The sequence below is a fragment of the Streptomyces doebereineriae genome (assembly GCF_031845645.1).
Taxonomy (GTDB): Bacteria; Actinomycetota; Actinomycetes; order Streptomycetales; family Streptomycetaceae; genus Streptomyces; species Streptomyces canus.
This window is the reverse complement of sequence record NZ_JAVREZ010000015.1, coordinates 213,103-232,023: the sequence shown is the minus strand read 5'-3', so window position 1 is coordinate 232,023 and position 18,921 is coordinate 213,103. Positions and strand designations below refer to the sequence as shown.

The 18,921-nt window shown below is 67.9% G+C and carries 16 protein-coding genes and 3 pseudogenes; 12 read left to right on the top strand and 7 right to left on the bottom strand.

Annotated features, from left to right (window positions below):
• Positions 1-240: 240 nt before the first annotated feature.
• The gene (locus tag RNB18_RS35645) at positions 241-765 is read left to right on the top strand and encodes an AAA family ATPase (RefSeq protein WP_311718206.1); all 525 of its coding nucleotides are present in this window, start codon (positions 241-243) and stop codon (positions 763-765) included.
• 153 nt (positions 766-918) lie between these two features.
• A protein-coding gene (locus RNB18_RS35640) for an IS5 family transposase (protein WP_449657645.1) occupies positions 919-1,793 on the top strand; the annotation gives its coding sequence in 2 pieces (ribosomal slippage) (positions 919-1,336 and positions 1,336-1,793; 876 coding nt in all).
• Between the two features lie 69 nt (positions 1,794-1,862).
• On the opposite strand, the gene RNB18_RS35635 is transcribed toward RNB18_RS35640, so the two are convergent.
• Positions 1,863-2,735 carry a class I SAM-dependent methyltransferase gene (locus RNB18_RS35635; RefSeq protein WP_311718205.1) on the bottom strand — a complete coding sequence of 291 codons (873 nt, stop codon included), beginning with the start codon at positions 2,733-2,735 and terminating at the stop codon, positions 1,863-1,865.
• Positions 2,736-3,193: 458 nt separating this feature from the next.
• On the opposite strand from RNB18_RS35635, the gene RNB18_RS35630 reads away from it, so the two are divergent.
• Complete coding sequence (locus tag RNB18_RS35630) at positions 3,194-3,823, top strand: DinB family protein (protein ID WP_311718253.1); 630 nt, start codon at positions 3,194-3,196, stop codon at positions 3,821-3,823.
• Positions 3,824-4,341: 518 nt separating this feature from the next.
• Here the strand turns inward: RNB18_RS35630 and RNB18_RS35625 are convergent.
• Positions 4,342-4,494: a hypothetical protein gene (locus RNB18_RS35625; protein WP_311718204.1), complete on the bottom strand. Its 153-nt coding sequence runs from the start codon at positions 4,492-4,494 to the stop codon at positions 4,342-4,344.
• Positions 4,495-4,726: 232 nt separating this feature from the next.
• Here RNB18_RS35625 and RNB18_RS35620 point away from each other — a divergent pair, with 232 nt between their 5' ends.
• Genes RNB18_RS35620 through RNB18_RS35610 form a run of 3 tightly spaced genes read left to right on the top strand, consistent with a single transcriptional unit; the run spans position 4,727 to position 8,257 of the window.
• Positions 4,727-4,960, top strand: a complete 234-nt coding sequence (locus RNB18_RS35620) for a hypothetical protein (protein ID WP_311718203.1) — start codon at positions 4,727-4,729, stop codon at positions 4,958-4,960.
• The gene (locus RNB18_RS35615; RefSeq protein ID WP_311718202.1) at positions 4,960-5,709 is read left to right on the top strand and encodes an ABC transporter ATP-binding protein; all 750 of its coding nucleotides are present in this window, start codon (positions 4,960-4,962) and stop codon (positions 5,707-5,709) included. The genes RNB18_RS35620 and RNB18_RS35615 overlap by 1 nt, the downstream gene beginning before the upstream one ends.
• A gap of 7 nt (positions 5,710-5,716) precedes the next feature.
• Positions 5,717-8,257, top strand: coding sequence for an ABC transporter permease (locus RNB18_RS35610; protein WP_311718201.1), 2,541 nt, complete (start codon positions 5,717-5,719; stop codon positions 8,255-8,257).
• A 696-nt stretch (positions 8,258-8,953) separates the two neighbouring features.
• Here the strand turns inward: RNB18_RS35610 and RNB18_RS35605 are convergent.
• Positions 8,954-10,330, bottom strand: a complete 1,377-nt coding sequence (locus RNB18_RS35605; protein WP_394817725.1) for a HEAT repeat domain-containing protein — start codon at positions 10,328-10,330, stop codon at positions 8,954-8,956.
• A 62-nt stretch (positions 10,331-10,392) separates the two neighbouring features.
• Here RNB18_RS35605 and RNB18_RS35600 point away from each other — a divergent pair.
• From RNB18_RS35600 to RNB18_RS35590, 3 genes and pseudogenes are all read left to right on the top strand, one after another.
• Positions 10,393-10,932, top strand: a pseudogene (locus tag RNB18_RS35600) (DUF1731 domain-containing protein); the annotation flags it as partial.
• A 1,169-nt stretch (positions 10,933-12,101) separates the two neighbouring features.
• Positions 12,102-12,617: a hypothetical protein gene (locus tag RNB18_RS35595; RefSeq protein ID WP_311718199.1), complete on the top strand. Its 516-nt coding sequence runs from the start codon at positions 12,102-12,104 to the stop codon at positions 12,615-12,617.
• A 177-nt stretch (positions 12,618-12,794) separates the two neighbouring features.
• A complete protein-coding gene (locus tag RNB18_RS35590; RefSeq protein ID WP_311718198.1) occupies positions 12,795-13,349 on the top strand; it encodes a histidine phosphatase family protein in 555 nt (184 codons plus the stop codon).
• A 64-nt stretch (positions 13,350-13,413) separates the two neighbouring features.
• Here the strand turns inward: RNB18_RS35590 and RNB18_RS35585 are convergent.
• Together RNB18_RS35585 and RNB18_RS35580 are read right to left on the bottom strand one after the other, a co-directional pair.
• Positions 13,414-13,557 (bottom strand): annotated as a pseudogene (locus RNB18_RS35585) (IS630 family transposase); the annotation flags it as partial.
• 73 nt (positions 13,558-13,630) lie between these two features.
• Positions 13,631-14,491: a phosphotransferase enzyme family protein gene (locus tag RNB18_RS35580; RefSeq protein WP_311718252.1), complete on the bottom strand. Its 861-nt coding sequence runs from the start codon at positions 14,489-14,491 to the stop codon at positions 13,631-13,633.
• 584 nt (positions 14,492-15,075) lie between these two features.
• Between RNB18_RS35580 and RNB18_RS35575 the strand changes: the two genes are divergently transcribed.
• A complete protein-coding gene (locus tag RNB18_RS35575) occupies positions 15,076-15,756 on the top strand; it encodes a transglutaminase-like domain-containing protein (RefSeq protein ID WP_311718197.1) in 681 nt (226 codons plus the stop codon).
• Between the two features lie 191 nt (positions 15,757-15,947).
• Here RNB18_RS35575 and RNB18_RS35570 read toward each other — a convergent pair whose 3' ends face one another.
• Together RNB18_RS35570 and RNB18_RS35565 are read right to left on the bottom strand one after the other, a co-directional pair.
• The gene (locus RNB18_RS35570; protein ID WP_311718196.1) at positions 15,948-16,880 is read right to left on the bottom strand and encodes an aldo/keto reductase; all 933 of its coding nucleotides are present in this window, start codon (positions 16,878-16,880) and stop codon (positions 15,948-15,950) included.
• 29 nt (positions 16,881-16,909) lie between these two features.
• Positions 16,910-17,301: pseudogene (locus RNB18_RS35565) on the bottom strand (aldo/keto reductase); the annotation flags it as partial.
• Positions 17,302-17,406: 105 nt separating this feature from the next.
• On the opposite strand from RNB18_RS35565, the gene RNB18_RS35560 reads away from it, so the two are divergent.
• Both RNB18_RS35560 and RNB18_RS35555 read left to right on the top strand, forming a co-directional pair.
• Positions 17,407-18,165 carry a winged helix-turn-helix domain-containing protein gene (locus tag RNB18_RS35560; RefSeq protein WP_311718195.1) on the top strand — a complete coding sequence of 253 codons (759 nt, stop codon included), beginning with the start codon at positions 17,407-17,409 and terminating at the stop codon, positions 18,163-18,165.
• Complete coding sequence (locus tag RNB18_RS35555) at positions 18,162-18,752, top strand: transposase (protein WP_311718194.1); 591 nt, start codon at positions 18,162-18,164, stop codon at positions 18,750-18,752. The genes RNB18_RS35560 and RNB18_RS35555 overlap by 4 nt, the downstream gene beginning before the upstream one ends.
• Positions 18,753-18,921 lie beyond the last annotated feature (169 nt).

Genomic DNA, 18,921 nt, shown 5'->3' with positions numbered 1-18,921 from the left:
ACTCGGCCACTTCACGTCCCGTCACCGCGGCTTCGATCCGCCTTTGGCTCAAGCCATGATCAGCCACACCACAAGGCATCGGCCCGCCAGTACCTACGCCCCCTGAACCAACGGAAAGAACCTGGGAGGCGTGCGTCACCGCCACTGGAGGTCATCGCGCTGCTGGGCCGCGCCGTGGCCCGGCGATCTCGGCAGAAAGAGCAGTCTTCCTCCACTTGGCCTTCGTGACACGATCTGGGCGTGACGACGTTGTTCCTGACAGTCGGCCTGCCAGGTGCCGGGAAGACCACGAGAGCGCGGCAGCTGGCCAAGGAGCACAGCGCGCTGCGGCTGACGCCGGATGAGTGGATGATCCCGCTGTTCGGCGATCCGCAGCCGGAGGGGAAGCGCGATGTGCTGGAAGGACGGCTGCTCTGGCTTGGTCTGGAGGCGCTGAAGCTGGGAACCAACGTGGTCCTGGATTTCGGATGCTGGTCTCGTGACGAGAGATCCGCGATCCGCTGGTTGGTGATGTCTGTGGGCGCGTCCTGTCACCTTGTGTACGTGCCGGTGGACCATGAGACCCAACGCGCTCGGATCGCTCATCGCCAGTCGACCACCCCTGATCAGACCTTCGCGATGAGCGAGTCGGACCTCATGCACTGGAGGACGCTGTTCGAGGAGCCCGACGCCACGGAACTCGATGGGCATGAGTTGGTAGGTCCGCCTCCTGGATGGTCAGGATGGCTGGAGTGGGCCGCCGAACGGTGGCCGTCACTCGCGTGACTGTCCGGCCAACCTTGGTGCGGCCCAGTACTGGCGCGGGAGCCTGGGGCCAGTCGCCGTGCGCTCCGAAAGCGTTGCTAGTTCTCATCGACATTTCCGAGCCCTGTGGTGGCTAACGACTCGTAACGAAATGAGCTCGTGGATGCGTCGGGAATGATCCTGCGTCAGCTCCCGTTGACGCGTCCGGATGGGGGGTGTGAGTCAGTCGAGACGAAGGGTGCGAGCAAGCCGTGTGAGGTCGACGACGGACTGTGGATACGGATCGAGCCGCTGGTGCCGGTGGTCCAGTGCCGATACCGTCACCCTGGCCGACGGCGCTTGGATGATCGGCAGGTGCTCTGCGGAATTCTGTTTGTCCTCCACACCGGTATCCCGTGGCGGTTTCTGCCCCAGGAACTGGGCTTCGGCTCGGGGATGACGTGCTGGAGACGGCTTCGGGATTGGAACGAGGCCGGAGTCTGGCAACGGCTGCACGAGCTGCTGCTCGCCGAGTTGCGGACGGCCGACATGCTCGACCTCTCTAGGGCTGCCGTCGACTCCAGCCATATCCGGGCGATGAAGAGTGGCCGGCCACCGGCCCGTCCCCGGTGGATCGAGGCAAGACCGGTAGCAAGCACCACGTCATCGTCGAGGCCCACGGAATCCCTCTGGCCACGATCACCACCGGCGGCAACCGTAACGACGTGACTCAACTGATTCCGCTGATCGAGGCCGTGCCGCCGATCCGCGGCAAGCGCGGCCAACCGCTACGGCGGCCCAGGCATCTGTATGCCGACCGCGGCTACGATCACGACCTTTACCGCGACCGGGTGCGCAGGTTTGAGGTCACCCCGCATATCGCCCGGCGCGGCATCGAACACGGCTCCGGCCTGGGCGTCTACCGCTGGGTCGTGGAGGGCACGATCGCGCTGCTGCACTGGTTTCGCCGCTTGCGCATCCGCTGGGAGATCCGCGACGACATCCACCATGCCTTCGTCACCCTCGGCTGTGCCCTCATCTGCTGGCGACGGCTGAAATTGTCGCTGTGACTCGTGTCGCCGTGGCCCACAAGTCTTCGCGTTCGTCATGGTGTTCTGCTGGACCGCTGCGGATGTGGGTCACGGCGAGCCTTGGACGCGTTGAGCGGTGTAGGTGACCGTTAGGCGCGGGTCTGCGACCTGGCCGCCGAGCTCGTCGACGAGCGAGCCGAGGCGAGTGAGGAACTCTTCGCGGTCGGGCGCGGAGAGTTCCGCGATGTTCGGGAACGTGGACCACTGATCCCGTGCGGTCTGCGCGGTCAGGATCTGCTCCCATTCGATGATCTCGACGGAGACGTTGTCGAAGTAGCCGCCCGTGGTCAACTGGCTGCGCCACCGGTCGGTGTCGAGGACGTGCGAGCGGCTGTCCCGGTAGCCGGTGTCGGCGGGCAGCAGGTCATGGTAGACCTCGTCGAGCCGGTCGCGGAAGATCGTCGGCCGCTTGACGTCGCCGAAGTCGTTCCACCACGCCGCCAGCCAGCCGCCCGGACGCACCAACCGGGCGATCTTCGCGGTCGACGTGGCCGGGTCGAGCCAATGCAGCGCTGTCGCCGCCGCCGCGAGGTCGAACCCGCCTGGCAGGTCTACAGCCTCGAAGTCACTGACGAGGACCTCCAGCCGGTCACACGCGTGATCGGCGACGAGGATCGCGGCCAGGCTTTCGCCGGGCTCGACCGCGACCACGTGCGCGCCGGCCGCCAGCAGCGGCTCGGTGGCCAGGCCGGTACCGGCACCGATCTCGAGCACCCGCGCACCGGGCCGCAGCCCGCAGCGCTCTGCCAACAGGTCGAAGACCGCGTCCGGGTACCGTGGTCTGCCTCGTTTATAGGTCAGCGCATCAGCGTTGAACGACATCCGGCGAGCTGCGCGCGTCGTGTCAGCCATCATCGATCGCTCGGCGGTGACAGCATCCCGAGCAGCTCCGGTGTCGAGGTCAGATTCTTGATCGTCCACTTCGACAGTCTGCCAGCTACGCCTTACGGGGCCACAGGATTTTCGCCCTGGGTACCATGCGCAGCTGGGAGCCACAGGTGGTCGCGAAACCTCGTGATGCTGCACAGCAATGCCGCGCTTATTTCGTTACGAGTCGTAAGTGCTGCCCAAAACCGTCGACAAACGTTGCCAGCTCTCACCTACAGGACCACGCGACCGCTGTCAGGACGAGGCCAATATGCAGGGGCCCTCAACGCCCCTGACGCCGGAAGGACGTTGCCGACTCTGCTACCGCCCGAACACCGGGCGCCCGATCGCACACGTCGCCGCCGAAGCCAGCATCTCCCGCCGTCTGCCGAAGTGGTAGCCCGCATGCGTACCCACGGCGAGGCCGCCTTGCTCGACCGCTTCTTCCGGCCACTCGATATTGAGCGCTCCGAGTCCGATGGAGCCTCCACCGATCCCGGAGCGCTTCAATCCTGGCTGTCAGTGCCGGGTGGGAGACTGCCCGGCATGATGAACCGAACCCGAAAGCGGACCTTCTCCGGTACTTGCAAGAGGCGCGTGACGCCCTGGTGTGGAAGCTCGACGGCCTCTCGGAGTACGACATCCGCCGTCCGCTGACTCCCACGGGCACGAACCTGTTGGGGCTGGTTAAGCACGTTGCCAGCGTGGAGCTGGGGTACTTCGGCGACACGTTTGGGCGGCCGTTCTTCGACGAGGACCCGCCGTCCTGGTGGTATACCGAGGAGTCGGAACCCAACTCGGACATGTGGGCCACTGCAAACGAATCACGGGAGCAGATCGTTGGGCTGTATCGCCAGGCGTGGGAGCACTCCAACAGCACCATCGCGACGCTGCCGCTTGACGCGCTCGGGCATGTCCCGTGGTGGCCGGAGGAACGCCGGGAGGTGACGCTGAACCACATCGCTGTGCGCGTGATCTCCGATACTCATCGGCACGCCGGGCAGGCCGACATCGTGCGAGAGCTCATCGACGGATCCGTCGGATATCTGGAAGGCAAGGACAACTTGCCACCGGGGGATCAGGCGTGGTGGGAGGACTACCGGAGCCGGCTGGAGCGCGTGGCGCGGGAAGCCGACGGCTGATCTCACCCTGATGCCGACCCCGTTGGATCCGGGGTCGGCCATGCGGCGCCGTTCAGCAGGCTGCGGTCCGCTTGGCCTGGCCCCCGGCAGCGACGGGGCCGCCCCGGTCGACACCGGAGCGGAGTGTGAGGACGCACTGGCCGCGAAGACGCTGGTGAAGACCCGTGATGAGGCCTCCGCCGGCTACCACCAGGTGCTCGCCGCCCACCAGACGCCCCGCCCCGCCCGCCACGTCGACCCGGCCATCGCGCAGGCGATCGAGTCGCAGACCCGCGCGCTGCGAGAGCTCAGCCGGCCGACGCGCGTTCCCCGACCCGGACCCGGCCGACCAGCCCAGTCCGATCGAAGCCGCCCGGGCCCAGCGCCGCCAGGCCGCAGCCACCGAAGCCGCCGCCCTTCGACGGGCCCATGCCGAGCGGGCGGCGATAATGCCATGTCGCGAGACGGCAGGCGTTACCGCTCCGCCGAGGCGCCCTTGGTGAGCAGCGACTCGTGGCCGCCAGGCACCATCACAGGCGTCAGTCCCCGGAGCCCGCGCCGACGAGCCTGCGGCCCGTCGCTGGCCCGCCCCGGCGCGAGTTCGCGGCCGCGAGAAGGGCCGTGCCGAGCCCCGAGCAGAGCTGCGCGAACGAGCTGCCGGAAGCGCCCAGCGCCCTTACGGCGGTGTCCATGACGCCGACGCCCGCGGTCGCCGCCTCCTGACGGATGGCCAGGCGCGGACCTCCCTTCTACGCGAAGGCCTTATGTCGTACGCAAGTTAGCCGTCAGCCCGGAAGGCGGGAGGTACAGCCTGCTGTACCTCGAACCGGGCGGACTGCGGGATCGGCCGAGGGGGGTCCTGATTCATAGCGTCGGTGAGGCGACGGCAGGAGCCGTACACAAGGCGCGAGTTGAGGAAGAGCCATGACGCACACGAACCCCTACCGGCTGACCGAGCCGCCCGCCGACGGCCCGAGCGGCGTCTCCCGCGGGGACGTCCTGCGCTCCGTGCTGTGGGCGGTGGTGGTGCTCAGCACCGTCGCCAACATGGCCGCCTCCTACGGCGGAGCCCGCACCTGGGTGCACCTGCTGTGCGGTGTCGTCACCGTGCTCTGTGCCGGCACCCTGGTCGTGCGCAACCTGCGGGGACGCAAGTGATGGCCCCCGTCGCGCCGCTCACCACGCAGCAGACGCCCGCCATCGCTCTGGCGCAGGTCAGCAAGACGTACGCGGGCGGCGTACGGGCCCTGGACGACGTGTCGCTCAGCGTGCGGCGCGGCACCTTCCTCGCCGTGATGGGGCCCTCCGGCTCCGGCAAGAGCACCCTTATGCACTGCGCCGCCGGGCTCGACTCCCCGACCACGGGCAGCATCCGGATCGACGGACGCGAGATCGCCGGGCTCAACGAGACCCGCCGCACCGAACTGCGCCGCGAACGCGTCGGTTTCGTCTTCCAGGCCTACAACCTCATCCCCTCGCTCAGCATCGAGGACAACATCACGCTGCCGCTGCGCCTCGCGGGCCGGCGCCCCGACGCCGACTGGCTGCGCACCCTGGTCGAACGGGTCGGTCTGGCCGACCGGCTCACCCACCGCCCGGCCGAGCTCTCCGGCGGCCAGCAGCAACGGGCGGCCGTCGTACGGGCGTTGGCGGCCCGTCCGGCCGTCGTGTTCGCGGACGAGCCGACCGGAGCGCTCGACCTGCGCAGTGCCCACCAAGTCCTCGACCTGCTGCGCGCCCTCGTCGACGACCTCGGCCAGACGGTCGTGATGGTCACCCACGACCCCGCCGCCGCGGCCCAGGCCCACCGCACCCTCGTCATGGCCGACGGCTGCGTGGTTGACGCCCTGGACGCGCCGACCGCGCCCGAACTCGCCGACCGGCTCGTCGCGTTGGCGGAGAGGTAGAGAGACCATGTTCCATCTCGCGGTACGTATGGCCGCCCACCGGATCACCGCACTGCTCGCCGTGGCCTGCGCGGTCCTCGGCGGCGCCACACTCATTACGGCCACCGGCGTCCTCGCGGAGTCCGGCGTGCGTTCCCATCTGCCGCCCGGCCGCCTCGCCGGCGCGGACGTCGTGGTGGCGGCCGACCAAGAGTTCCACCCGAGCGGCGACCTGCCGATCGCCCTGCCCGAGCGCGCCACTGTCCCGGCCAAGCTCACGGGCCGGCTGGCCGGGCTGCCCGGCGTCACCGCCGCGGTCGGCGCCGTCGACTTCCCGGCGGCCCTCGTCGACGCCCACGGCCGGGCCGTACCGGCCGGTGACGACCCCGGAACCGCAGGCCACGGTTGGTCCTCGACGACGCTGCTGGCTGCGCCGCACATCGAGGGCCGCGCTCCGGCCGGTTCCGGCGAGATCGCCGTCGACACCGCCACCGCGGCGGCGGCCGGGATCGAGGCGGGCGACCGGGTCGAGGTCGTCGCGAACGGCCACCCCGCCAAGCCGTACCGTGTCTCCGCCGTGGTGGGCACACCGGGCGCGGGCGTCTTCTTCGCCGACGCCACCGCCGTACGGCTCTCCGGCCGGGCCGGCGACGGCCCGCGCGCCGGCACCGTCGACCTGATCGGCCTGAAGACCGCGCCCGGTGCCGCTGACCGGGTCACCGAGGCGGTCCGCGAGCAGATGGCCGGCACCGGCCTGAAGGTCGTCACCGGAGGGGACCGGGGCAACGCGGTCTCGCCCGGCGTGGGCGCGGCCCGCTCGCTGCTCGTGCTCCTCTCCGGTTCGCTCGCCGGGATCGTCCTGCTCATCACCGGGTTCGTCACGGCGGGCGCGCTGGGCGTGGCGGTCGCCGGGCAGCGCCGCGACCTGGCGCTGATGCGGGCGGTGGGCGCGACGCCGAGGCAGATACGGCGACTGGCCGCCGCACAGTCGTCCGTCGTGGCGGGCGTGGCCCTCGTCCCCGGCGTGGCGCTCGGCTACCTGCTCGCGGGACGCTTCCACGATGTACTCGCTCAGCGCGGCGTCCTGCCCTCCGAACTCCCTCTCACCCTCAGCCTGTTGCCCGCCCTCGCCACGCTGGTGCTGACCGCCGTCTCCGTGCAGCTGTCCGCCCGGGCCGCGGCTTGGCGCACCTCGCGCATGCCGGCCACCGAGGCGGTCGCCGAGTCCCGCAGCGAGCCCCGCACCCCCTCCCGCGCGCGCACCCGCATCGGCCTGCTGCTCTTCGTCGCCGCCGGCACCATGTCGGTCGTCCCGCTGTTCTCGCGCACCGTCATCGGCGCCTCGGCAACCTCCCTCGCGGGCATCCTCGGCGCGATCGGGCTGGCCCTCGCCGGGCCCGCCCTCATCAAGGCGCTGGGCAACGCGGCGGCTCGGCGCACCCGTACCGGCGTCTCCGCGCCGACCTGGCTCGCGATGGCCAACCTGCGCGCCTACGCCCAGCGCAACGCCGGGATCGTCAGCCCTCTCGCCATGGCGGTCGTCTTCGTCCTGACGTACACCTTCGCCCAGACCACCGTCATGGCCGCCACCTCCCACGACACGGACACCGGCACGCTCGCCCAATACCGGCTCACCGCACCGGCGTTGGGCGGCCTGCCCGACGGCACGCTCACCGCCGTACGGAACACGCCGGGCGTCCGGGCGGCGGCGCCGGTCACCACGACCACGACGGTGTGGCAGTACGAGCAGTTCGGCGACCGCGACACCGAGTCCGCGTCCGCGATGGTCCTCACACCGGACGCGAGGGACGTCCTCGACCTCGGCGTACAGGACGGCGGCCTCGACGGGCTCAGCGGCGACACCGTCGCCGTGAGCAGCGGCGCCGCCCGCATGCGCGGAGCCGGCATCGGGAGCCGGGTGCACCTGGTCCTCGGCGACGGGACACGGGTCGTAGCTCGGGTCGTTGCCGTGTACTCACGGGGCCTGGGCTTCGGCCCGATCGCCCTCTCCCGCGACCTGGTGACCGGACACACGACGACGGACCTGGACCAGAGCGTGCTCGTGCGCACCGACGGCACGGCCGGGGCCGGACAGCGGGTCGCGGCGCTGGCCGCAGCACACCCCGGCCTGACCCTGGCCACCACGCGGGCCACCAACGGCGGGAGCGACACCCCGCCCGAGGTGTGGATCAACCTGGCCGTGATCGTGGTGCTGCTCGGCTACCTGCTGCTGAGCATCGCGAACAAGCTGATCGCGGCGACCGCCCAGCGCCGTACGGAACTCGCGGCCCTCCGCCTGGGCGGCACCACCCCCCGCCAGATCCGCGCGATGATGCGACGCGAGGCCGCGGTCATCGCCGCCGCCGCGCTCGTCGGAGGCCTGCTGCTGTCCGCGCTGCCGCTGGCGCTGCTGGGCCAGGGCTTCCTCGACCGGCCCTGGCCCGCGGGGCCAGTGTGGCTCCTGCCGGCCGCCGCGCTCACGGTCATGGTCACAGCGTTCCTCACCATCGAACTCCCCACCCGCCGCGCGCTGCGCATGCCGCCGTCGGAGGTGATCCGCGCGCAGTGAGTACAGCCTGCTGCACCTCCCACTGGGGCGTGCACGGCGATGACCCGGAGCCCGCGGCTGGAGATTCAATACCCGTTGGGGTCACCCGGACTACCCCGGTTCATCGGGTCTGTCCTTCGCGGATACCCCCGGCCTTCAGGCCGGGGAGGAAACGAAGCTCCTGCGGAGCAGGGCAGGGGAAGCAGGAAATCCGGCGGGCGACCGCTGGAATCCCCCGCCTTTAGGCGGGGGGAGGAAGTCCAGTCTGCCGAACCGCCAGCTTCGTCCCGCATCCAGTGCACCGTTGAGGACCTTCGCTCGACCCTGACCCTGGTCGCGACCCGGCGTTGCCGCGGCGATCTTGCCCGGCCTGTTCTGTGACAACCCGCCGCCCTGAGCCGTACTTCTTGCACTTCACCACCCCGGACGCACCATTGAGGCACTGATGCGTTCCGGCACGGGAAACCAACCGGCTATCGCTGCCGCGCTCGGTCTTTTCAAGAAGGTTGCGGGGCAAAGCCCGCTGGGCAACGGTGCGATGGCCTCTGTCCGAGGGGTGTAGGCCACTGGGTTCCGCAAGTCGGCGGCATGGGTTCGCAGCACCGGTCGTTCAACTCGCCCCAGCAGGCCGCCTCTTGGACACTGCTTGCTCGGCTCCTCCGCGTCCGTGGGCCCGGGGAGCGCCTGTCGGAGGTCGGTGCTCGCTCTGACCGGTCGTCACTCGGCAGCCGGGTTCTCCTTCTGCCACCTCCACCACCAGAGCGCGCCGGCCCGGTGGTGGTGCTCCAAGCCGTCACCGAGAGGCCCTACTCGCTCGATTGCCTTGGCGGTGCGGGGGTCGTCGCGCAGGGCGAGACCGTAGGCGGCCTCCAGGCGCACGAGTTGGTTGTCGTCGTCGAGCAGCCCTGCCAGGGCGTCGGCGACGGCGGGCGTACGGTCCCGGGAGCCGGCCAGTGCCGCCACTGGCGCACCCCGTGGGACGGCATCCGGGTCCTCGATCAGTAGGAGCAGCGCTCGGGTGGTCTCCGAGAGGAGGTCGTCGTCTCGCATGCTCGCCGTGCACGCTCTGAGCCGCACCTCGGCGTCCGGGTCGCGCATGAGGGTGCGCAGGGCGGCCCTGGCTGCCGGGGTGCGGGGAGCGTAGTCCGCGGAGAGCGCGTAGGTCACTTCGCGGCGTACGCGCGGGTCGGGGTGGTCGCAGTAGCGGAGGCCGATGGCTTCCTGGCCCGGATGGTCGCGGTCGGTGAAGGCGTCGAGCACCTTCGCGAGTATCTCGCCGTCCGTTTCTTCGGCCGACCAGGCGGCCAGGAGTTCGCTCTCCTTCGTCTCGAAGTAGGGGCTGGTGTCGAGGAACCCCCACATCCGCAGGTAATCCACCACGAACCGGCGATGGGCCGGGTCAGGGTCGTGGCGATGGGCCACCACGGCCGACCACGTCTCAAGGCTGCGGCGCTGGGTGAGGATCCAGCAGACCGTCGACCAGTTCACATGGTTCTCGTCATAGCGGCCGACAGCACGGGCGATCAGTTCGTCGACGGGGGTCAGGATGCGGAAGGCCCACTCCAGCGAGGTCAGGATGGCCCCATGCCCATCTCGTACGATCAGGTCGCCGAGTGAGACCTGATCGACCCAGTCGTATTCGTCGTCCTGAACGCGGACCGTCTCGGCCGGACCCGGTACGCCCGTCCTGCGCCGCAGTTCCTCGACCGCGCCCGTCTCGTACCAGTGGCGTGCCAAGGCGAGCATCCGTTCACGGGTGGCTTGCGAAAGTCGCAGCCGGGGCTCCTTGCCCAGCACCGCTGAGAACACCGCTGGGGAGCCGCCGTCGATGGCGCGCCACAGCGGTGTGGTCCCGTCCGGCAACACCCGGTCAGTATCCGCACCGCCCTCCACCAGCGCCTCGGCCACCGGCGCGTCGTAAGCCGTCACGGCCCCGCACAACACCGGCAGCCCGTCCGCGTCCACCGCATCCGGATCCGCGCCCGGATCCAACAGATCCCGCACCGCCTCAGCGTTCCCCGCCCGAACCGCCGACCTCAGCCGCCTGTCGAATCCCGCCTCGCCCACGCTTGTGTCCTCCAATCCGAATCGCATCGCCGGTCTCCGCCACCACGCCCACAACGCCAGCCGCCCCCTGACCACCCTCGGCATCACGCGTCGAGATCGCCAAGGCCTGGGAGCAGGCTCAGCAGGAGGCCGAAACGCCGGTTACGCGCAAGGTCGCTCTTCGCTCGGCCATGGTGATGAGCCCGGACCCCGGCGGGGTCTTCGCCGTCCTGCTGGGACTGGCCCGCCTGGGTCTCGGGGGACCGGTCGCCGGTGGGGCACAGTACATGTCGTGGATCCACGAACACGACTTCGTGCGCGCGGTGGAGTTCTTGATCGACAAGGAGGACATCGCAGGGCCGGTGAACCTGGCGGCTCCCCATCCCCTGCCGCAGCGCGCATTCATGCGCACCCTGCGCTCCGCGTGGGGTGTACCGGTGGGTCTCCCTGCGACCAAGTGGATGGCCGAGGCCGGCGCGTTCGCTCTGCGTTCCGACACCGAACTGCTGCTGAAGAGCCGCCGTGTCGTCCCAGGCCGCCTGACCCAGGCAGGCTTCGACTTTCAGTACGCACAGTGGCCGCAGGCCGCGAATGAGCTGGTGCGCCGGGTACGCAAACGGATCGACGGCGGTTCCGCGGCACGCCGGTGAACGGATGACCAAGTCGAGCGACCGTTGCGTGCCCGTCAGGAGCCCGTCGGTCCCACGGCCAGGCTGCCGCAGAAAACCCTCATCCAAGAGCCCCGCTACGCCGACCCCGTAGACGAACGCTGGGACGAGAACGCCCTGTTCATCGCCGCCGCCCGCCAGAGCGTCCCCGCCTCATCGACGAAATCAGACGCCTACCCACACAACTCGAGGCGTCTCACCCGAAGACGCCTGAAGACCCATGAGCTCGCTGCCATGAACCACGACGCCCGCTCCACGATATGCAGGTCGACGGCGACCGGGATGGGAGCTGGGGCGAGTGGTGGGCTGAGGGGATCAAGGACGTCACCACGAGCGCAGCAGCCCGACCGAGACGACCGGTCTGGTGTGATCACACACTTCTTGGGCTTGTGCAGGAGTTATATCCCACTGTTCCATATGCCCCATGACACAGCGATCTTTCGTGGGCGAGGTCAAGCGCCGCTTCAGCCCGCACCCTACTCAAATACCAAGAACGACCTGGCAGAAACTAAATCGAGCAAAAACAGACTCGGGCTGGCTGCTACTGGCGCTCAATTTTTTCACTTTGGCCCTTTTTACTGCAATTTTCATAAATTCGGCAACTTCTATGCATGCATTCTCAGTCTTCTATTGGTGGTTGAGCGTCGGTTGCATCCTTGGTCTGTTGCGGACTGGACAGGTAATGGTGTGCGTCGCCAGGGGCGGGGCAGGGCAGCTCGCACCACAGACGCCCGGGACCGTGTCAGGCAGGTACCGGGGTAGGCATACCTGAAGTCCGGACGTGGCCGGAGCGCTGTACAGCCCGTAGTTCGCATCGATGAGTCGACGCACGGTCCACGGGCCGTGCTCCTCCGGCGTCGTTGCCGTCATCGGTGATCAGCTGGCTTCCATTCGTTCCATCGGGTCCCCGTCTCAGTTTCCGTCTCCTCCAGCTTGGTTCAGGGCCTTTCGCAGCGGACCCGAGGCCGATGCCGGTAGCACTCTCGGAGAGCGGTGAACGCAGCTGAACGACCCTGAACGACGGCCACCATCCCCCATGACCACAGTTGGAAAGCGTGCGCCATTTTTGACAGCACAGACTGGCCGCCGCTTCCAGGCCATGTACCCGGCTAGGGTTGTCCAGTCGCGGTCGGATGGGTGGAGGTAGACAAGTGCCAGGGCTGGATGAGTTGACACGGTTGCTGGGCACTCCGTCTCTGCATGCGCACGCCCCCACTGACTGGAGCGGAACCGAACGCTACGTCGGGTCTTCGCTGCCCAGTGACTTCAAGATGTTCCTGGACTCCTACGGCCCCGGAGTCATCGCCGACGAACTCGTCGTCTTCCACCCACAAGGGCGCACGCCGCTCCTGGAGCGCATGCACAAGATCCACGGCACCTGGACCGAGGCACGGTCTCAACATCCCGCCGACTTCTCTTACGCGTTCCACCCACAGCCCGGCGGTCTCATCTCGTGGGGCTATGACTACGGCGGTGACGAGCACTTCTTCCTCCCGTGCGACCACCACCCCGACAGTTGGAAGATCGTGACCATGGCCCATGAGGAAGGCTGCGAAGTCTTCGATGGATCGTTCTCCGACTTCGTCATCGCGTTCATGAACCGGCTGCAAGTCATGGACGAGACCGGCAACATCAGGCCCGCGGTCCCCAGCTTCGAGCCCTACTGAGTGGGATGGTCGTTCGCGCCGTCGCTCCGGCGGCCACCGGCGGGAAGACGCCCGGGCTTGAAATGGCGCCCGGCAACGTGGGTTTTCATGGGGTCCTGGGGGTGTGCCACGTCGTTGTGGGCTCGGTCGCGGGTATTTCAGTGGCCTGCTATCGCGCCGAGCCGCGACCCTGCAAACATGACCGTCTTCTATCTGGTGCAGCACGCTGAGAAGGAACGCCAGCCCGGTGACCCGGGGCTGACCGAACTCGGGCGACGACGGGCAGACAGGACTGCCGCCTGGGCGCAGCACGTCGGTGTGCACGCAGTCTTCAGCAGCCCGCTGCGGCGCGCTCGCGAGACCGCGTGGCCCATAGCGTCCAGGGCCGGGCTGCGCATTCGAGAGGACGCCCGCCTGCGCGAGCGGATGAACTGGGATGGATCCCAACCCATGGAAGACTTCCTGGCAGACTGGGCCGCCTCGGTGAAGGACCGGGACTTCGTTCCTGCTTGCGGTGACTCCTCCCGCGATGCCGCAGAGCGATTTCGCACCTGCCTGGTCGACCTGACCAAAGAGGCGGGCCCTGTCGCCCTGGTGACGCACGGCGGGGTCACCGTGGACCTACTTCGTACCTTGATCGGTGACGATGCGGTGCCGGTCGAGTTGATGCAGCACGGCGTCCCCTCCTGCGCGATCACCACGCTGGATGGCCTGTCCGTCGTGGACATCGCTTCGGTTGCACACCTGGAGTGACCAAGTTGCCCATGCCGCCTGGCGATTCGCCGACTGAACGACGCACGGTCTGCCGCGGCAGGGATCAGACCGCCTGGGTGAGCGGCCGTCCTCCCCAGCGGATGCCCTTCTCACTGTGGATGCGGGCGGGTTCCTTGCGTTCGGCGGCCAGGACGTCGCGGTGGCGGGCGTTGGCATTGCGCCACCGGAGGTGGCGTGCATGTATTGCCACGTTTGTTGACACCGGCGCCATGGTTCAGCGCGGCAGCGAGGCCCGCTTTCATGTGACTTCTCGGCGACTTCTACAGGCCGCCCACTCGCCTGCTCATCGTGTCGAGTGTCGGCCAAGGAGGACCATCGTGCAGTACGCGCAGCAATTCTTCCCCGAACCGCCTCCCGTTCGGAAACTGGTCGCCAAGCTTCCAACGCCACGCGGCGACCATCGCGACAACGAGCTGCCGGCACTCCTCCAGCAGCCCTTGGTCAACGTTCGGGTAGTGCTCGCAGACCGCCTCGGGAACATGGGCGAGATCGAACTCGACTGGGCCACGGCAGCAGGTCTCAAGGTCAATGAACAACGGGCCGTTCTTCGTGCTGAGCACATTGCCTGGATGCGGCTCGCCGTGGAGCAGCTGCTCCACGGCACCGCGGTCGTTGATCGTTCGTCGCAGGCTTGCCAGCCTGCCGCTGAGGAACGCGCGGTCCGCGTCGGCGAGCTCCGGCGAGCGATTCGGGTCGGTGACAACGTCTTCCGCCTGCGTGATTCGGTCTGTGAACCTCTGGCTCGGCACATCGACCTTGCGCATGCCGGCGTGCAGCTGCTCCAGCGCCTTGGCGTAGTCGACTGGTGAGGTGTGAGGTGTCACGGGCTCGCAGTAGGTCCACAGCGTCACTGCGAAGCCATCGCGCGTGTACACACGCGGGTCCGCCCGAGGCTCCAAGGGACACACCGGGCATCCGACCTCGGCGAGCCGCTGAGCGAGTTCGACTTCGAACTGTGCAACCTCTTGTCCCACAGGGGCGACCCGGGCAAAGACGTCGCATGGCGTCAGCCGCAGTGCCAGCTTGTTCGAGTTGTGGAGAACGATCGCGTCGTTGGCCGGCAGGTCGAGGGATGCGGCGACCGAAGTCGCAGCCGCGATCGCACGCGTGACGTCGGTCATCTCCACGCTCGAATCTTGGCACAGATGAGCGAGAGCGATGCCAACCCGCGTGGCCAGGTGCCAACTATCGTCGCTTTGCATATCCCGACGGCCGTCCGCGGACCGGAGGTCGTGCCGCCGGCTCCGGCGGCCTGGGCGGCGCAGGCACCGCCAAGGGTGTGGCCGGACGTGTAGGAGGCACGGCTCGTGGTGGCGTAGTCAGTGGCACGCCCAAGTCCGGTACAGGCGCGGGCAGGGGCACTGCCGGCGGTTCGGGCCTGCACAGCAGCCGCGGTGCCGCAAGCAAGCGAGGAGCCAGAGCCGTTCGCAAGGGAGGCGTCGCAGGCACCCCCGGGTCGCGCACTGGCCGCCGCAAGGAAGACGAATCGCCCGGAGAATCCGCAGCCCACCCAATTTGACGGAAGGTCAGTTTCGTGAGGCCTACCGTGAACCCAGCGAACGAGCTGTCACAGCCAGCTAAACCTCACAACAAGTTGGACAGAGCCTGAGAAGCAACAACGTCTGGCGGCGAGTTTCGGCAGCCCCGTGGATCGGCTGGGCTACACCGGGCCGGATGTCAGACCGGCCGCCTACCATGCCCGGTTATGGCCGATGACGTGCTCGACTACTCGCAGCCCGGACCCTTCACGAGCCTGGACGCGACGCAACTCCATCTCGTCGAGAGCCTGCCGGATGACCCTGTTGGTATCTGTGCCGCCGCGCAGGGCCTGGTCATTCAGCCCGCGGACGCCACCGCGGTAGGGATCGGCGAGGCTCGGCTCGCGGAGAAGAACATCCGGCCGGTCAGCGAGTTGATCGCCGCCCTGATCGCCCTCGATCCGTCCCCGCTGCAGCAGGCTCGCACCCCCGAGACACGAGTGATCGGCACCTGTCGGCACTTCGCCACCATCGCCTGCGCATTCCTGCGAGCGAGGGGCATCCCCTCGCGGGCCCGGTGTGGCTTCGGGACCTACTTCCTGGAGGGCTGCGGCGTCGACCACTGGATCACCGAGTACTGGAATGCCGACCAGCGGTGCTGGGTGCGCGTCGACACCGAACACCTCGGCAAGACGTATGTCGAGCATCCCGAGGATCTCGCCCCGGGCGAGTTCCTGACCGGCGGCGAGGCATGGGTTCAGTACCGCCAAGGGTTGGTCGATGGCCAGAAGTTCGGGGTGGCCGGTGTCGATTTCGCCCGGGGACCGGCCGAGATCAGCGGCAACGCAGTCCGCGACCTCGCAGCGCTCTGCCGAAGCGGTGGCCGATGGGCAGGAAGAGCTCGTTGAGTTCACGGTCCCAGGTTGCGTCGGCAAGGTCGTCGATCAGGCGGGGAAGCTGCCCTCATCACAGCCCGGACAGTTCTCGATGCCACTCGTTGGAGGGGCGGTCCGGCGAGACCGCCCCTGACATGCCGTCAGCCCAATACACTCCCGACGATCCCTCTGACCAGGCCTGATAGCGAACCGCTGCTGGAGTACTAGGGCACCCTGTATCCGGCGGCGCGGAACAGTTCGTACCATTCGGATCGGGTGAGTGGGAGGTCGGAACCGAGCGCGGCGGCCGTGACACGTTCTGGCGTGGTCGTGCCGAGCACGACCTGCATCTGCGCGGGATGGCGCGTGATCCAGGCGACCGCGATCGCCTCGGCCGGCACGCCGTACTTGTCGCTCAGCCGGTCGATCACCGCGTTCAACTCGGGGAAGCGTTCGGAACCGAGGAACGGGCCGTCGAAGAATCCGGCCTGGAAAGGCGACCACGCCTGGATGGTGATGTCGTGCAGGCGGCAGTAGTCGACGATTCCGTCATCACGTACGACCGACTGATCGAGGTCCTGCATATTCGCGGCAACGCCCTGCGCGATCATAGGCGCGTGAGTGATCGACAGTTGCAGCTGGTTCGCCACGATTGGTTGCGTCACGTGCTTGCGCAGCAGGTCGAGCTGTCGGGGGGTCTGGTTGGAGACGCCGAAAGCACGCACTTTGCCTGCCGCCGACAGCTCATCGAAGGCGCGGGCCACCTCTTCCGGCTCGACGAGAGCGTCGGGACGGTGCAGCAGCAGGATGTCGAGATAGTCCGTGCCCAGTGCCTGGAGTGAACCGTTCACGGACTCGATGATGTGGTTGTGAGAGAAGTCGAAGTACGGCCCGTCCTTGACGATGCCAGCCTTCGACTGAATGACGAACTGCTCACGCTCCGACGAGCTGAGCTTCATGGCTTCCGCGAAACGACGCTCGCAGCCGTGGTCGTCCGAGCCGTAGACGTCGGCGTGATCGAGGAAGGTGATGCCGGCGTCGCGCGCAGTGTTCACCAGCCTGCGCACCGCCTCGTCGCTCATGTTCTCGATGCGCATCAGGCCAAGGACGACGTTGGGGACCACCATGTTGGTGCCGGGCAGAATGAAGGTCTTCATGTGACTCTTTCGCTGTGACTTGAGCGTTTTCAGACGGAAGAAAGTGCGAACTGGTCAGCCGTGGGCTCGAGATCGGCCGCGGCTGCGGAGTCGCGGATGCTTGCGGAACGCGATGCCGCGAGGTCCTTCACGCTCGCGTTACCGCCGAGCGGGCTCCAGGGCAGGAAGGAGAGGACGAGCTTGGTGCACTGCTCGAGTTCTCCCCGGCTGGAGTGGAAGGCGGGCGAGAACTGGTCCTGCACCGACACGAGCCGACCGCCGAGCACTTCGCTGGCTAGGTCGATCTGTAGGACGCCGGCGTTTGAGATGCCGGCCATCACGACGACAACCGCGTCGAGCAACTCCCATATTGCACCTACCGGGACGGCGGGCTCGAACGATGGAACCGGTAGGGACCGATCGCGTCGACGCCGAGCCGGCGGGCGGGGCCCGATCACGGAGACGGTCCGGTCGTCGAGAGTGCGATGCTGCATGAGTCTCCTCCTCCCGGACGCCTTGGCGAGTGCGCGGTGCCGTGCGACGTCGCGTGCTCACTCTAGAAATTGCCGATCTAGAAATCCAACAGCTGTTGGTTCTGATATTGAGAACTGTGGGATGTGAATGGATCTGGGCCAGACGGCGTGCGTGCCTGCGATCGCTGAACGATGCGGGGCAGGTCGCCGTGGCGCTTCAGGACCTCGCCCTCAGGGGGGCGCGCCTTTTGAGGCTCGCCGAGGGTCTCCTGACGGACGCCGAGGCAAGTGAGGGCTCCACGGAACGCATCGAAAAAGCGGAGGAAGTCGTCCAACTCCTGAATGGCCAGACGCGGGCCCTGACTTTGTCGCGGCCTCAGTTGGCGGAGGCACGGCGTGTTCGGGCGGTCGAGTTGTTCGAGGAGGGTGCCTCGAATGCGGTGATCGCGCGGGCGGTGGGTGTGTGTGGCGAGAGTGTGCGGCGTTGGCGTCGGGTGTGGGAGGAGGGCGGCGTTTCGGCCCTGCGGCGGCGTGCATCCACCGGTCGCCCGCCCAAGCTGGACGACGCCCAGGTCGAGACCGTCCGGGCCGCGTTGGCCCGAGGAGCTCAGGCTCATGGTTTCGAGGCCGACCTGTGGACCCTGGAGCGAGTCGGCGCCGTCGTGGAGCAGGTAACGGGGGTGTCGTTGTCGAGGGCGTCGGTGTGGCGACTGCTGACCGGCCGACTCGGATGGAGTCTGCAACGTCCCGAGCGCAGGGCGGTCGAGCGGGACGAGTCCGAGATTGCCCGCTGGATCGCGCACGAGTGGCCCCGCATCAAAAGGGGGCCGTGAACACACGTGCCTGGATCGTGTTCCTCGACGAATCGGGCGTCTCTTTGCTCCCCCAGGTCCGCCGCACCTACGCACCCCGTGGCCGGACCCCGCTGCTGCGGCACCGCCTGAATTGGAAGCGGGCGTCGATGGCCGGAGCCCTGGGCTACCACTCCACCGATCCCGAACGCGGGGCCCGTCTGTGCTTCCACCTCAAGCCCGGCAGCTACGACACCACCGCCCTCATCGAAGTCCTCGAGCAGATGAAGGCGTTCTACCGCGGCGAGCAAGTGGTGCTGGTCTGGGACGGCCTGTCGGCCCGGTGGAGCCGGGCGATGCGCGCCTGGGTCACCGAGCAGGACTGGCTCACTCTGGAGCGATTACCCGCCTATGCTCCCGAGCTGAACTCGGTGGAACTGCTGTGGTCCTCGCTCAAGAAGCGTGAACTCGCCAACCTCGCCGGCGACCACCTCGCCGATGTCGCCGACGCCACCGAACAAGGCATTCACCGCATCAACCACAACCCACAACTGCCATGGTCCTTTCTCGCCCACACTGGCCTGACCATCCACCCAACACACCCACCGAACTTACGAAAAGATCAGTAAAAGCGTGTTTCCATAAGTTCTGTGCACAACGAGGGTTGAGGTGGTTGGGGCACCGACGGGAGTCGCCGATCAGTCTGTACGGACTGTTGAGCGAGGGGATTCCCGTCTCAGGGTGATCGTTTCCCGGCCGGTGGTTTCACTCCAGCGATGTTGCCCCGTAGGGAGTAGG

What these genes read in the sequence shown, in the direction of transcription:
- RNB18_RS35605 (WP_394817725.1), bottom strand. Translation starts at nt 10,330, where the DNA reads ATGCGATTCGGATTGGAGGACACAAGCGTGGGCGAGGCGGGATTCGAC.
- RNB18_RS35615 (WP_311718202.1), top strand. Translation starts at nt 4,960, where the DNA reads ATGGCCCCCGTCGCGCCGCTCACCACGCAGCAGACGCCCGCCATCGCT.
- RNB18_RS35580 (WP_311718252.1), bottom strand. Translation starts at nt 14,491, where the DNA reads ATGACCGACGTCACGCGTGCGATCGCGGCTGCGACTTCGGTCGCCGCA.
- RNB18_RS35625 (WP_311718204.1), bottom strand. Translation starts at nt 4,494, where the DNA reads ATGGACACCGCCGTAAGGGCGCTGGGCGCTTCCGGCAGCTCGTTCGCG.
- RNB18_RS35575 (WP_311718197.1), top strand. Translation starts at nt 15,076, where the DNA reads ATGGCCGATGACGTGCTCGACTACTCGCAGCCCGGACCCTTCACGAGC.
- RNB18_RS35570 (WP_311718196.1), bottom strand. Translation starts at nt 16,880, where the DNA reads ATGAAGACCTTCATTCTGCCCGGCACCAACATGGTGGTCCCCAACGTC.
- RNB18_RS35610 (WP_311718201.1), top strand. Translation starts at nt 5,717, where the DNA reads ATGTTCCATCTCGCGGTACGTATGGCCGCCCACCGGATCACCGCACTG.
- RNB18_RS35620 (WP_311718203.1), top strand. Translation starts at nt 4,727, where the DNA reads ATGACGCACACGAACCCCTACCGGCTGACCGAGCCGCCCGCCGACGGC.
- RNB18_RS35590 (WP_311718198.1), top strand. Translation starts at nt 12,795, where the DNA reads ATGACCGTCTTCTATCTGGTGCAGCACGCTGAGAAGGAACGCCAGCCC.